This is a genomic window from Chondrinema litorale (assembly GCF_026250525.1).
Classification (GTDB): Bacteria; Bacteroidota; Bacteroidia; order Cytophagales; family Flammeovirgaceae; genus Chondrinema; species Chondrinema litorale.
On the sequence record NZ_CP111043.1, the window covers coordinates 2,410,406 to 2,425,923 of the forward strand.

12 protein-coding genes are annotated in these 15,518 nt (G+C 35.8%); all 12 read left to right on the plus strand.

The window, feature by feature from the left end; translation table 11 throughout:
- Nucleotides 1–49: 49 nt before the first annotated feature.
- The 12 genes from OQ292_RS09950 (at nucleotide 50) to OQ292_RS10005 (ending at nucleotide 15,509) form a co-directional block, all read left to right on the plus strand.
- On the plus strand, nucleotides 50–1,093 hold the full coding sequence (locus OQ292_RS09950) for a FecR family protein (protein WP_284685908.1): 1,044 nt from the start codon (nucleotides 50–52) through the stop codon (nucleotides 1,091–1,093).
- Between the two features lie 214 nt (nucleotides 1,094–1,307).
- Nucleotides 1,308–4,724: a SusC/RagA family TonB-linked outer membrane protein gene (locus OQ292_RS09955; protein WP_284685909.1), complete on the plus strand. Its 3,417-nt coding sequence runs from the start codon at nucleotides 1,308–1,310 to the stop codon at nucleotides 4,722–4,724.
- A gap of 47 nt (nucleotides 4,725–4,771) precedes the next feature.
- Nucleotides 4,772–6,433: a RagB/SusD family nutrient uptake outer membrane protein gene (locus OQ292_RS09960; protein ID WP_284685910.1), complete on the plus strand. Its 1,662-nt coding sequence runs from the start codon at nucleotides 4,772–4,774 to the stop codon at nucleotides 6,431–6,433.
- Between the two features lie 263 nt (nucleotides 6,434–6,696).
- Entirely contained in the window at nucleotides 6,697–8,781 is a 2,085-nt protein-coding gene (locus OQ292_RS09965) for a glycoside hydrolase domain-containing protein (protein ID WP_284685911.1), read from the plus strand.
- A 144-nt stretch (nucleotides 8,782–8,925) separates the two neighbouring features.
- Nucleotides 8,926–9,474 carry a 2OG-Fe(II) oxygenase gene (locus tag OQ292_RS09970; protein ID WP_284685912.1) on the plus strand — a complete coding sequence of 183 codons (549 nt, stop codon included), beginning with the start codon at nucleotides 8,926–8,928 and terminating at the stop codon, nucleotides 9,472–9,474.
- 112 nt (nucleotides 9,475–9,586) lie between these two features.
- On the plus strand, nucleotides 9,587–10,066 hold the full coding sequence (locus tag OQ292_RS09975) for a hypothetical protein (RefSeq protein WP_284685913.1): 480 nt from the start codon (nucleotides 9,587–9,589) through the stop codon (nucleotides 10,064–10,066).
- An 81-nt stretch (nucleotides 10,067–10,147) separates the two neighbouring features.
- Nucleotides 10,148–10,969, plus strand: a complete 822-nt coding sequence (locus tag OQ292_RS09980) for an alpha/beta hydrolase (protein ID WP_284685914.1) — start codon at nucleotides 10,148–10,150, stop codon at nucleotides 10,967–10,969.
- Nucleotides 10,970–11,228: 259 nt separating this feature from the next.
- Complete coding sequence (locus OQ292_RS09985) at nucleotides 11,229–13,238, plus strand: amidohydrolase family protein (RefSeq protein WP_284685915.1); 2,010 nt, start codon at nucleotides 11,229–11,231, stop codon at nucleotides 13,236–13,238.
- 77 nt (nucleotides 13,239–13,315) lie between these two features.
- Nucleotides 13,316–13,618 carry a hypothetical protein gene (locus OQ292_RS09990; RefSeq protein ID WP_284685916.1) on the plus strand — a complete coding sequence of 101 codons (303 nt, stop codon included), beginning with the start codon at nucleotides 13,316–13,318 and terminating at the stop codon, nucleotides 13,616–13,618.
- Between the two features lie 228 nt (nucleotides 13,619–13,846).
- Nucleotides 13,847–14,440 (plus strand): hypothetical protein, encoded by a 594-nt coding sequence (locus tag OQ292_RS09995; protein ID WP_284685917.1) that lies wholly within the window; start codon nucleotides 13,847–13,849, stop codon nucleotides 14,438–14,440.
- Nucleotides 14,441–14,456: 16 nt separating this feature from the next.
- Entirely contained in the window at nucleotides 14,457–14,963 is a 507-nt protein-coding gene (locus OQ292_RS10000; RefSeq protein ID WP_284685918.1) for a hypothetical protein, read from the plus strand.
- 54 nt (nucleotides 14,964–15,017) lie between these two features.
- Nucleotides 15,018–15,509, plus strand: a complete 492-nt coding sequence (locus tag OQ292_RS10005) for a hypothetical protein (RefSeq protein WP_284685919.1) — start codon at nucleotides 15,018–15,020, stop codon at nucleotides 15,507–15,509.
- Nucleotides 15,510–15,518 lie beyond the last annotated feature (9 nt).

The following is a 15,518-nucleotide window of genomic DNA, read 5'->3' on the forward strand; positions in this document are numbered from 1 at the left end:
TTCACCCCACTCACCCTTTAGAAAGTATAAGGGTAAAAATATTTTTTAAGTGGATTACCAGGAGAGAAAAGAATTTTTAAAAAACAAGTTGAACCGACAAGGCTGTACTGAAGAGGAGCTAAGGGAATTGTACTTTCTTATAGACAAGTATGGTAGTGGGGAAGAACTGGATATTTTGGAATTAAAAATTTGGAGAGCTAAAGCTGAAAATAAAAAACTAAACGAGTTTGAGTCTGATGTTTTATTTAATCAGATTAAGCGAAAGACCAAAGTGCCCGAACATGCTTCAAAGTCTAATATCAATAAACATATCAGTTTCGGATACCAACAAGTTTCACGGATTGCAGCTTCAATATTATTGCTTATCACTTTTACTTGGGTAACTATTAACTACTTAAGAGAAAAAGATAAAGCACCAGAAATTAAATACATAACCAAATCAACCAATAAAGGACAAAGAGCCAGTATTACGCTGAACGATGGCTCGGTGGTTACTTTAAATGCCGAAAGTTCTATTACTTATCCCGAAGTATTTGCAGATACTTTAAGAAGTATAGTGCTAAGTGGCGAAGCTTTTTTTGAGGTTGCCAGAAATCCACAAAAGCCCTTTGTAGTAGAATCTAATGGATTACTTACTACCGTGTTGGGTACTTCATTTAACATCAGTTCATTTTCAGAAAAACACACTGAAGTTACAGTGGCAACCGGAAGAGTAAAAGTAGCTCCTAAGCTTAACAGAAAGCAGCAAGTTGAAGAAGCAGTTTTGATACCTAACCAGCAGGCTAGTTTTAATGCTGTCGATTTATCAATTATAGTTTCAGAGGTCGATCTAACTCCATATCTGGCATGGAAAAACAATGCACTGTATTTCGATATGATACCTTTTTCAGATGTAGTAAAAACACTGGAACGCTGGTATAACATCGAAATAGTAATGAAAAACAATCTGGCAAATAATTGTCTGGTAAGAGCTAAATACAAGAATGAAGCGCTTACCAATGTGCTAGATGGGCTCAAGTTGCTAGTCAATTTTGACTATAAGCTCATAAACGACAAGCAAGTAATTATTACCGGTAGAAAATGCAAAAACTAATAGCATCATCAGAAGATGGTAAAACATTGATTTTTAACTGAAAACTTTCAATTGCTTATGAAATGATCGAGACAGATTAAACCACTTCTTATTCCTAACAAGGTTAGCGGATAAAAAAAGCCCGGATCTATTGCAGTAGTTCCGAGCCAGTTTCTTCGCTCAGGGGTTCGAGGCCTGAGCAAATCGATTATTAACTAAATCTTAAATTAAAATTATGAAATATCACCTACAAAACCTATTAGTAGTTGTGTCTAGGCAATTATTTTATGTTTTCCTAATACAGGTTATAGCTATGCAATTCCTGCTGGCAGGCAATAGCTCAAGCCAAAGTTTGCAGGATATAGAGATTTCTATAAATGTAAAAAATGCGAGGCTAACAGATGTATTACAAGAAATTGAATTTAAAACTGATTTCAAATTTGCATATAGCACTAAAGTAGATAAAAGCGCAGGCTTGCTAGATATTCAAGTAAGAAAAGGCAATCTTAAAGATGTTTTAGAAGATATAGCTAAGCAAACGCAATTCAACTTTAAGAGAATTAACGACAATATTTATGTTGTAAACAGAAAAGAGAAAGTTGCGGCTGTTGTAGTAAGTGAAGAAGTAGATAAAAATATTTCTGGTAAAATATTAGACGGAGAAACTGGTGATCCATTACCGGGTGCTTCAGTTGTAATTGTAGGGACTTCTATAGGAACAATTACTGATATTGATGGTGAATTTAGATTGGCAGTTCCAGAAGAGTACGATCTTATTTCAGTTTCCTATACAGGTTACATTAAGCAAGAAATTAACATTTCGAACCAGACAAGAATAGATGTTACACTACAACCAGATGCTACTCAATTAGAAGAGTTAATCGTATTAGGTTACGATGTACAAACCAGAAAAGAGCTTACAGGTTCGGTTGCTACAGTAAATCCAGACGAAATTAAATCTTTACCAACAGCCAGTGTTGATAAAATGCTTGATGGTCGTATGGCTGGTGTACAAGTACTTACAGACAATGCTCCGGGTGGTAATGTAACAGTGAGAATTAGAGGATTTAGCACAGTAAACAACAACGACCCACTATATATTATAGATGGTATTCCGGTAACTAATGGTTTAAATACCATTAACCCAGCAGACATTGCTTCTATCCAAGTATTGAAAGATGCAGCGGCAGCTTCTATCTACGGTTCAAGAGCAGCAAATGGTGTAGTAGTTATTACCACCAAACAAGGTGCTAGCGACGAGAGTGTAATTAGCTTTAATGCTTATACTGGTATTCAAAAAGCTTTTAACTTACCAAGAATGCTTTCTGCACAAGAGTATGGTGATATGTTATGGCAAGCAACTAAAAATGATGGTGGTGTGCCTTCTCACGATATTTACGGTTCTGATCCAGACAATGCTGTAATTCCAGCTTTTCTTGACGACGATGAACTGATACCAAGTGCAGATGTAGATTGGGTACAAGAAATCTTTAATCCGGCAACTGTTCAATCTTATAACCTTTCAGTTTCTAAAGGAAATGAAAACGGTAGACAATCTTTTAGCTTAGGTTATTACAACCAAGAAGGTATTATTAAATACACTGGTTTCGACAGATTAACTGCCAGATTTAACTCTAGCTACAAAATTAAAGACCTAATAAGTGTAGGAGAAAATTTCTCTGCTTCGCTTTCTCGTACTACAGATGTTGGTGTTAACTCATCATTAGGTAGTATTGTATACAATGCTTTCCAGTTTCCTTCAATAGTACCGGTTAAAAACTTAAATGGTGATTATGCAGGTAACCCAATTAACGATACAGGCAACCCATTAGGTCAATTATACAGAGGTAAAGACAATCAAGACAAAGATGTTAGATTATTGGGTAATGTATTTGTTGGTGTTGATTTAGGTGATTTTAATGTAAAATCTAATGTAGGTATCGATTATCACAGCAGTAACTACAGAGGTTTCTCTTATATCTACGACGAGATTCTTTCATCTAATGCAGTAAACAGCTTATCAACAAGTAACTCTTTTAACTACCAATTAACTTGGTCTAATACCTTAACTTACAACAAAGAGTTTGGTAACCACAACATCGATGTTTTATTAGGTCAAGAAGCGGTTGAGTATTACTACGAAGGATTCTCTGCTTCAAGAGATGCTTTCTTGTACGAAGATCAAAACTTCTGGTATTTATCAAACGGTACTGATAACCAATTGAACTCTGGTTCTGCAAGCGAGTGGGCATTGCTTTCTTACTTTGGTAAAGTAAATTACAGCTTACTAGACAAATACTTATTTTCAGCAACTATTAGAAGAGATGGTACTTCTCGTTTAGGTGAAAATAACTGGGGTACTTTCCCAGCATTCTCAGCCGGTTGGTTATTAAGCGAAGAGGATTTCTTAAGTGGCAGCCCAGTAGTTAGCTCATTAAAATTACGTGCTAGTTGGGGACAAACTGGTAACCAACAAGTTCCTTCTTATTCTACACAGTCTAGTTACCAAAACAATGCTTATTACTCAGATTACGCAATAGATGGTTCGCAAGAGTCAGTTGCTACTGGTTTGGTTGAAACAAGGGTGGCTAATCCAAACTTAAAGTGGGAAGTTACAACGCAAACTAGTGTTGGTTTCGACTTAGGTTTATTAAATGACAGATTGAGTGTAACTGCAGAATATTTTAATAAAGTTACTGACGATATTCTTATCTACTCGCCAATTCCATTGACTTACGGTGGTACAAACGACGGTACATGGATTAACGGTGGTAAGATGAAAAACGATGGTTTTGAATTAACTGTAAACTATAAAGGAAGCACTCCACAGTTAAACTATAACTTCGGTGTTAACTTAACTGCTTACAAAAATGAGTTAACCGAGCTAAACAGTGTTTCTTATTTAGGTATTCCAAGTTCTTCGCTACACAGTGTGAACTTCGACCAAGAAATTTCAAGATCGACAGTAGGTCAACCAATTGCATCTTTCTATGGATATGAGACTACAGGAATCTTTAAATCTCAAGAAGAAGTAGATGCACACGGAATTCAGCCAAATGCACAACCTGGTGATTTAATTTTTAAAGATGCAAATGGTGATGGCGAGTTAGATAGTGATGACCGTACATTTATTGGTTCTCCACACCCAGATTTAATCTTGGGTATCAATATGAACTTCTACTGGAAAGGATTTGACTTGGCAATGTTATTTAATGGTTCTTTCGGAAACGAAATCTATAACTTAACCAAGTATAAAACCGATTTCTTTAACCAAGCTGCTTACAACAAAAGCAATGTAGTATTAGATGCTTGGACAGAAGAAAATCCAGATTCTGATATTCCAAGATTGTCTTTAGATGATCCAAACAACAATATAAGAGTTTCAGATTACTATGTAGAAAGCGGATCGTACTTTAAGTTATACAACGTGCAATTAGGTTATACTTTCCCATCGCAAAAAATGAAAGGCTTAGACCTAAGAGTTTACGGACAGGTGAACAACGTATTTACTCTAACTGGATACGATGGCATGACCCCAGAAATCGGTCTGCAAAACTATTCTTCATCTAGCAGAAACCTAGACATCGGAATTGACAGAGGTATGTATCCTCCATCAAGAACATTTACTGTAGGTCTAAATGCTACTTTTTAATTCTTTCTGAAGATCACTTTTTGAAAATTTCAAACAAGAACTTAAAGATGAAAAATCTATTTAAATATATATTATTAGCAGTAGTGCTATTTACTTCTGCTTGTTCAGAGTCTTACCTAGACGAAACAACTTACGGTGAAATTGATCCGGATGAAATGACAAATCCGGAAAATGTGGAAGGAGCAATTATCGCTGCTTACAGTGTATTAAATGGTCAGTACGATCAGGCTAGTAACGCGTATAACTCACCAGCTTCTAACTGGAGTTTTGGTGATGTAATGTCAGACGATGCATACAAAGGTGGTGGTGGTACTGGTGACCAAAACCAGATTCACCAAATGGAGATTTTCAACATCAACCCAACTATTACTGATGTTTATCGCAAGTGGGGAGCGCTTTACGAAGGTATAAAAAGAGTAAACTCTGCGATTCAGTTATTAAATGCTTCTGAAGATTTCGATGCCGAATTAAGAACTGTAAGACTGGGTGAGTTAAACTTTTTAAGAGGTCATTATTATTTCGAGTTAAAAAGAATCTACAATCAAATTCCTTATGTAGACGAAACTGCTACTTTGGTAGAAGACTATTACAAGTCTAACACAGAGTTTACTTCAGATGAGCTTTGGGATAAAATTGAAGAGAACTTCCAAAATGCTTATGATGATCTTCCAGTAGACCAAGAAGATGCAGGTCGCCCAAACAAGATTACAGCCATGGCTTATTTAGCAAAATGCTATGTATACCAAGAAAAATGGTCTGAGGCTTTAACAGCTTGTAACGAAGTAATTGCTAGCGGTAAATATGCATTAATGCCAAACTTTAGAGATGTATTTCTTCCAGAAAATGACAACAGCGAAGAAATCATTTTTGCAGTACAACACTCAGTAAATGACAATGCTCCTGATAACTACAATGGTAGCATTGGCGACCGTTTATCTGCTCCGGGTGGGCCTTATTACTCTCAGTATGGTTTTCACCGTCCATCTCAAAACCTGATTAATGCTTTTAAAACAGGCGAAGATGGTTTGCCAGTAAACGACAATGTAGATGTAGAAGAAGGTGATTTTATTGACCCAAGATTAGACCACACAGTAGGTAGACCGGGAATCCCTTACCTTGATCTTAATATTTTATATGAATCTTCTTGGGCTAGAGATTTGGCAACTTACGGACCTTTTGCTCCTAAAAAGAGAATCGTTTCTGTAAACTCATCTTTGCAAGTTCCAACTTGGCCATATATCAGCGCATTAAACTACTACATCATTCGCTATGCAGATTTACTATTATGGAAAGCAGAAGCACAAGTGGCTTTAGGTGATTTAGAAGGTGCAAGAGAAATGGTAAACCAAGTAAGAGAAAGAGCGAAAGATAGCCAGTATGTAATGACGCTTGAAGGCGACGCTGATGCAGATAACTACAACATCGAGTTATACACAGAAACTTGGACAGACGCAGCAGCTGCTTTAGAAGCAGTTCATACAGAACGTAGACTAGAGCTGGCTATGGAAGGTCACCGTTTCTTCGACTTAGTAAGATGGGGCAATGCTGTTGACGTGATGAATACTTATATTGAAGTGGAGAAAACAAAAAGATCTCACCTTACTAATGCACAATTTATTGAAGGTGTAAATGAGTACTTCCCAATTCCACAAACTTATATAGATGTGGTAGGTAGCGATTTAGTTACCCAACGTGACGGATTTAATTAATCATTCAGAATAATAAGTAAACACTAGCTGTCAGGCATTTTATATGTCTGGCAGTTTTTACTTATAATCTTTAATGAGTAAATCCCTAATAAAAAGCCTGTAAGAGTCAATCCAGTAAATGGATTTAGCCATTGAATTTAATAATATCTGCTTATAGCGAATATCAGCTACTAAAGTTATTCATAATTAAAACTGACAGGTAGTTTTACCAGACTGTTTTTTCCAGCATTTAAAATTTCAAAACCTATTTATATTAATTAATCATGACTTTACGCTTATTACTGCTTTCACTACTGGCATTCACTTTTGCTTGCCAGCAGCAAGAAACAGAAGAAAAAACTTTAGACATAGCTTCGCAGAAACCAACAGAGATGGTAAATGTATTTCTGGGTTCTTCTGGTGATCATGGGCAAATGTCTCCTGCGGCTTCATATCCATTTAGTATGTTGAGTATCGGGCCTCATACTTATCCAGCTACCCACACCGGATATGAGTATTACGCAAAAGAATTTCTGGGTTTTTCACACACACGTTTAGAAGGTGTAGGCTGCCAAGGTAGTGGTGGAAATATTTTAGTAAGACCGTTTTTAGGAGATAGTTGGGAAACCTCAGACTTAATTAAGACAGAAGACAAAGCAAAACCCGGTTATTACAGTGTAAAGTTTGAGAATAAAATAGCAGCAGAGTTTGCCGTTGCTGACAGATACGGTGTACATCATTATCAATTTCCAGAAGGTGAAAAAGGATTTTTTATAGACTTGAGCTATGCTACTGTTAATCGCTTTCAAGAAGAAGAACACCATATAGAAGGCAATACCCTAAGCGGTTGGATAGATACCAGAACAACTTGTGGTGCAGGTAAGTACAGAATTTACTATTACATGGAATTTAGCCAGCCTGTAAACTGGCAAGAAACAGAAGCGCACAAACTAACAGCAACTGTTGATAAGTCTCAAAAAGATGTAGAAATCTATGTTGCGCTTTCTTCTGTAAATGTAGAGTATGCGAAAAAAGCGCTTACCAAAGCTTCTCTAAATGAAACCAAAGAAGTAAGTGATGAAGCTTGGAACGAACTGTTAGGCCATATTAAAGTAAAAGGTGATGAAGAAAGAATGAAAATGTTTTATTCACTTCTTTACAGAGCTATACAATCACCTTATGTAATTTCTGAAGATGATGGTACTTACAGAGCGGTTGATGGTTCTGTGCAACAGTCAAAAGAGCCTATTTACAATGGTTGGGCAATTTGGGATAACTACCGCACGCAGTTGCCATTGTTATCTTTAATCTATCCTGATGAGTATCAAAACATATCGGCATCTATAGCCAATCTTTATCCTTATGGTAAAAGAGATTTTGCTACAGAAAATGAGCCATCGCCTACGGTAAGAACAGAACACGCCATTCCGGTTTTGTGGGATGCTTATCAAAAAGGATATAAAATAGATTTTGAGAAAATTGCAGAATACCTCATTAAAGAATCAGAAACACTCGATTATTCACATCCAGACAAAGCTTTAGAAGCTTCTTACGATGCTTGGGCACTTTCAAAAATTCTAGCCTCAATTGGTAGAGACGATTTGAGTGAGCAATTCAAAAAGAAAGCACTCGAATACAAAAAAGGTTGGGTAAACGAGTTTAAAGATTTAACCAAAGATGATGTAGATAGAATGGGAGCTAGAGGTATGTACCAAGGTACTATCTGGCAATATCGTTGGTTTGTGCCTTTCGACCAAAAGGGACTGATAGAATTGATAGGAGGCGAGGAGCAGTATTTAGCTGAACTAGACGAGTTCTTTGGGCACGACTATTACAACCATGCAAACCAACCAGATTTACAAACAACCAAAATGTATCAGGGAACTTCTCAGCCTTGGAAATCGCAGGCAATTATCCACAAAGTTGCGGTTGATACTGTAATTCAGCATTACTTTAATAACAACAGCCGTGGAACTGGTTCCTATGTTGGCAAGATTTATAAAAACGATCCGGCAACCTACCTACCTACTATGGATGATGATGCCGGCACCATGTCGAGCTGGTATGTGTGGGCGAGTAGTGGTATTTTCCCTGCATGCGTAGGTGAGCCAGTGTACTACCTACATGCACCACTTATGGAAGAAGTAAGCATTAACTGGCCAGAAGGTGAGCCTTTAACCATTAAGGTGACGAACTACAATCCAGACCATGCATACATTAAAGAAGCAACCTTTAATGGAAAATCATTAAACAAAAACTGGCTAACTCATAAAGAAATTAGAGCAGGTGGCGAACTGGTAATTACTACTTCAGCAGAGCCAAATAAAAATTGGGGAACAGCCGAGCCATTCCTCACCAGCTTTCAATAAGAAACTGATTAGATAATTTATTTTACAACCTCAGAAACTCGAATTTTTGAGGTTGTTTTTTTTGTGGGGGTTTGATAACCTTAAACTTGTTTTGGAAAGCAAAGAGTGCGAAATTGTCCATTTAAATAAAAACCAATAACCAGCATGAAACTAATTGCACATACAGACAAAATCTGGACAATAGAAGGTTTTTTATCTGACCAAGAGTGTAAAGACCTTATTACTTTTAGCGAGCAGAAGGGCTACGAAGAAGCAAAAGTAAGCTTTCCATCAGGCGCTAAGATGATGAAGGGTTTGAGAAACAATAACCGCTTGATGTTTGAAGATACAAGTCTGGCCAAAAAGTACTGGGAAAGACTAAAAGCTTATTGTCCTGAAAAAATAGAAGATGTACAAGCGTTGGGTTTAAATGAGTTATTTCGCTTTTACAAATACGAATCTGGCCAGAGGTTTAAACGACATATTGATGGCAGGTTTAAAAGAAATGAAGCTGAAGAAAGCAGAATCACTTTTATGATCTATCTCAACCAAGGTTATTTAGGAGGAGAAACCAAGTTTGATGAAATAACAATCTCACCCAAAACCGGAACGGCACTTTGTTTTATCCACGAGCAAAAACACGAAAGCATTCCAATTAGTGAGGGAATTAAATATGTTATTAGAACAGATGTGATGTATAGAAAGACTTCTTAACATATCTCTCAGCACCCACCTGTAATAAATCAGCACAACCGACAACTAATAGGTAAAATCAATCTGTTTTGCTTTTGCTGAACATTGAATTTAAAACTAAAAATTGAAGGTTATGAGAATAAAATCGAGTGCTGCAAATGGAAGTTTTAATGTATTAGATAGAGGTTTTGAGGTTTTACAAGTGAAATATAAAAGCGTTTTTTCTTGTAAAGCTACAGCCGAATACCAAGGCAATATTATTGAGATTAAGCCCAAAAGTATTATTTCTAGCAAATACGAGATTTATAAAAATGGGATAGAAGTTGGTGATATTACTTCTAAATGGAATGGTAGTATGACTATTCGGATAATTGATACAGATTATTACGAAAGAAATTTTATTCTCAAAGCTAAAGGATGTTCAGGTACAAACTTTAAATTGTTAGACGAAAATAAAGATACAGTTTTAACCATGGATTCAGGTTTTAGCTGCAAAACCATGAACTACAATTTTGATGTCGATTGGGCGCATATAGATTTTGATGTTGCTGAGTTGCTGATCTATTGCGGTTATGCAGCAAAATCATATTTTACCAAAATGGCTGTGGTTTAGAAAAATAATTGTATTAGGTTTCTAATTATCAAATCTTCATTTCTGCTAAATTTAGGCTCCTTAAGAACTGAAAACGTAGAAATGAAGATAAATCAAATTTTTTTAGCTCTAGTATTGAGTTGCTGTTTCGGAACGCTGCTCGCTCAGCAACCAGAAATTTTAAAAAGTAAAGCTCTTTTTGCGATAGGAGAAACTCTTGAAATACACTCTAAAATTCTAGATGAAAATAGAATACTAAATATTTACCTACCGCAAGGCTATTCTCCAGATTCTGCCAAAACATATCCAGTTATTTACCTGTTAGATGGCTCCAAAGATGAAGATTTCATCCATATTGCTGGCTTGGTTCAGTTTGGTTCTTTCTCGTGGATTAATATGTTGCCCGAAAGTATTGTGGTAGGCATAGCCAATATCGATAGGGAACGCGATTTTACTTATCCTTCCAATAATCCTAAATACAAAGAAGATTTTCCTACCGCAGGGAGTTCGGCAACGTTTATCCAGTTTATCGCATCGGAGCTTCAACCATTTATAGACAATGCTTACAAAACCAGTGCAAGCAAAACCCTTATTGGTCAGTCCTTAGGTGGTTTGCTGGCTAGCGAAATTCTATTTAAACATCCAGAAATGTTTGATAACTACATCATCGTAAGCCCTAGTTTGTGGTGGGATGATGAATCGCTCTTAATGTTTGCACCACTGCCTAACCTTGCAGAGAAATCGATTTATGTTGCTGTTGGCAAAGAAGGCGAAATAATGGAACGAACTGCGAAAGAGCTGTATGAGAAATTAAAGCCAGCTCAGCCAGATACTAAGAAATTACACTTCAGGTTTTTAGAAGCCCACAATCACGGTGATGCATTACACCAAGCCATTTATTATGCCTTTGAAAGTTTATTTTAATTTTTATCAAAAGAAGCGTTGGCCTGAAAATCCGGCGGGGCTTAGGGGGGCACTTGTGTGTGGCAGCATCGGATTTTCCGGTAGCCGGTGCTATTGATTTTTTTCGTCCTTTTTTTATCAAGGAAAAAAGGACATACTGCCATGTATGAGATTTAATATCTAACATTAATAACTATGTTTTTTTATATAAAAACCCTTTTTTTGACTTAATCTCCTAACTTACAAACACTCAATATTTAAATTATCTACTCATCAACCTATGAAATACTTATTACTTCCCCTCATCTTATCATGTCTTTTATTTTCGTGTGCTAAGAAAGAAGAACCTGTAAAAGACCCCGGTTATATTCCCTTAAATTATAGCTTGTACTTTGGAGACAATAAGGCTGGCTATTTTAAAAGCATGAAAACCGAAGAAGGAAAGTTTAAGTACATTTTTGAATATAATGACAGAGGAAGAGGTCCATATATCGAAGAAGTAGTTCAGTTGAGAGACAATGGTATGCTCGAATCAATCAGGATTAACGGGCATAATTACCTTAAAGACACGGTGAACGAAAGGTATCAGGTAAAAGGGATGTCTGCCAAATGGATGAGCACATCGGAAAGAGGCGAATACGATTTGGGAGGAAATGAATACTTCATCGGGATTAATAGCACCATTGGAAATACAGAGATGATGGTGCGAAAAATGATGGAAAGCGAAAATAAATCAATCAATCTTTTGCCAAGCGGCACAGCAAAACTCAGCAATATAGAAGAAATCGTAATTGGAGATACACTCAAGCTTAAGTTAGTAGAAATTACAGGGCTTTCTTTTAAACCAGAATATGCTTGGTTCGATCAGTTTAATCGCATATTTGCGCTGCCTTCAACTTGGTTGAGCTGTATTAGAGATGGATATGAGCAGATTAACGAGCAACTTCTCGAAATTCAAACCCAAAAAGAAAAAGACTACTATAACAAACTGGCAAGCGAACTTACCCAAAAGCCAAGTGGCAAAGTAATTATTAAAAACGTAGCTGTGTTTGATGTAGCCACTGGTAAAATGCTAGCAAACAAATCGGTCGTAATCAGTGGAAATACGATTGAAAGTATTCTGGCAGAAGGTGAAGAATTACCAGAAGCCACAAAAGTGATCGATGGAACTGGCAAAACACTATTGCCTGGTTTGTTCGACATGCATACGCACTTGGGCAGGTCAGATGGTATTTTAAACCTGGCAGCAGGAGTTACATCAGTGCGAGATTTAGCCAATTCTTTCGACTTGCCAGAAATACGAGATGAGTTTAATACAGATAAAGTTTTAGGTCCCAGAATCTTAATTATCAGTGGATTTATAGATCAGGCTGGCCCTTATGCCGGACCAATAGGAAAGATTATTAAAACGCTAGACGAAGGCTTGGCAGCGGTAGATTTCTACAAAGAAAAAGGCTACGATCAGATAAAGTTATACAGTTCGATTGATCCTTCTTGGGTTAAACCAATTGCAGAGAAAGCGCATGGTCTTGGTATGCGAGTTTGCGGACATATTCCTGCGCACATGCTAGCCGAAGATGCAGTAAAAGCCGGTTACGATGAGATTCAGCATATCAACATGATTGCCCTCAACTTTATGTCAGACACGATTGATACACGCACTCCACTTCGTTTTTCTATGATTGGTGAACAGGCAGCTAATATCAACATCAAAGGCAAAGAGTTTCAAGATTTTGTGAAATTGCTAAAGGAAAAAAACATTGTGCTAGACCCTACAGTGTCTATTTTCGAAGGTATGCTTACTACCAAAGCAGGAGAACCCGATCCGCAGTTTGAAGCCATTCTCGATAGATTGCCGATTCAGGTAAAGCGTGGGTTTTACTCTGGTGGTTTGCCAATTCCCAAAGGCAAAGAAGCGCAATACAAAGAGGGGTACAACCAGTTGCTAAACATGATTAATGAATTACACAAACAAGGTATTACCATGGTTCCGGGTACAGATGCCATGTCTGGTTTTGCTTTACACAAAGAACTGGAAAACTATGTAAAAGCGGGTATTTCTACAGCGGATGTATTAAAAATGGCAACGCTTACTTCTGCTGAGGTGATTGGTGTGGCAGACAAATTAGGCTCAATAGAAAGCGGCAAAGAAGCAGATTTAATTCTGGTGGATGGAAATCCGCTAGAAAACATCAGCGATATAAGAAGAGTAGAATTGACAATTAAAAACGGCAATCTCTACAACACCGCAGATTTATATAATGCCATAGGAGTTAAACCTTTTGAGTGATTATAATGAGATTAAAGATTCTGATCATATCTATATTATTGATTTCTTGTGATGCGCTAACTGTACAAAAGGTTATTGTGAAGGATAAGTTAACTAAGCAACCTGTTGAAAAAGCGAATGTAACTATTGAATCCTATGAGTTCGAAACAGATTCTATAGGATTTGTTCATATGCAACAGATAACAGGAGATTTATCAGAAAGAAAAATTATTGTAACCAAAGCAGGGTATAGGCATTTTAATTTAATAATAGATCATAATGATGACTTTATTATTTACAAGCAAAAAGAAGATGCAACATCGGACTGGCAAGTTGGAGAAAATAGTTTTGCTGTTTTAAAAGACACACTAGTGGTGTATTTAGAAAAGGAAATAAATTGAATTACCTACTAAAAATATCTCTGTTCATATTACTCTCTTTGGTGTTAATTTATCCACCAGTTAAAAGTCGATTTGAATCTAAAGGTCGACTTGGGAACGAAATGTTTCATCTTTAATAAAGTCAACTAGTGATTTTAATCAGATAAAAATGCCTATTTTGCTTTTTAATAGCTTATAAAAAATCAATTTATTCAACTAGTTTAACTTAACAAGCAATTTAATTTCAATATGAAACCCATTCTATTTTTTTTATTTATTTTATTATCATTTAACTCATATGGTCAAAAATTAGAAATGACTAATAAAGTTGGGACTTTTTATGAAGAAGGTGAACAAGCATTTTGGAGACATATGAAGAGATATATAAAATATCCAGTAAAAGCCCAAGAAAAGGGAATAGTAGGAATATCAGAAGTCAATTTTAGAATTAACTGTGATAATAAATTAGAAAGTTTTGAAATACTAAAAGAACTGGGCTATGGCATAGAAGACGAATTAAAAAGATTACTTATTGATACTGAGGGAAATTGGTTGAGTTGTGAAAATCGTAATGAGAATGATGTTTACAACCTCAGTATTGCTTTTAGTTTAAAAGATGAATATAAGCCAAGAGAAGGTGATTGTGACATGGTAGTTAATGCAATGTGCGATTGTAAATTTATAGAAGATTCAGTTTTAGAAAAGAAATTAGATAAAGCATTATCCCAAGAAAAATACGCTAAAGCACAAGAGTTCTTAACGCAATTGATTAATCGATATCCAAATGATGAAAAATATCAAGAAATATCTAACAAAATAAATTCAAAAACTAAAGTGGATTAAATTGGGGCATAATCAAATGCATCAAAAATACCAGCTAGAAAAATCTCTATGGATAGAAAAAGACTATGAACAAATGGGATGGCACGATGCTCTCATTTATGCATTTTCTTTACAATCAAATTCGGATGAAGGTATAAGTGAAATATTATTTGATATAGATTACATTTTTAAATGGGTAAATCCAATTTCACCAAATCAACATTTCTCATTTTTTATTTCACCTTGCACGTTAGTTTTTAGAGATGCTGTTAACTTAAAAATTGATATAGATACCGAAAACTTTTTCCCGCTTGAGCTCGAAGTATCTGATTTAATACTTGAAAAAGAATTAGATTTTAAAAATGGGCATAAAGCTTATGAGTGGAATTTAAGTACTCAAGTGGGAGATATAAAATTTCAAGCATCAGGCTTTGAACAATATGTTAGAAAACTTCCGAAGTACACACAGATTCAACAACTAACAATGGAAGAGCGAGGTGGTGTTTCATTTGAAAAGTTGAACGTCAATATTGAAAACGACTAAAAATACTGATGCTATAATATAATTGTACAAAGCAATAGAGCTTAAATCTTTTGAATGATTATGATAACTGCAATGTCTGATGAAGAAATAAAAGCAAGTATTTCTAAGAAAGCTATTGATTACGGAGTACCTACGGAATTTTCTGCATTGTATGATGATTTGAGTGACGCTTTCAAAGAAAGTTTTCAATCAAAAATTGTAGATGAAGATTTCGGTTTGCCTATAGTAAAATATGGACATTCCAATGGAAATTGGGTAATAATTGGTACTAGGAGTTTAGCTGTATTTAATGGTAAAATAAAATTTATTGCTAATGATGAAATTAGTTTATTTACAACACCTGATTCTGAAACAGAGAGAGCTAAAGTAATTCAGCCAAATAGAATGATTCGAAGATTTGAATATGAGATTTTAACTATACAAACTCATAATGACTCAACAGATATTTGGATAAATAAAGCACGCGAATATTATTGCTTTTGGCATATGATGATTAGATATAAACATTTAAAAAATGATCCAAGTAGTTATAGACTAGAGCTGTGATTGATTAAT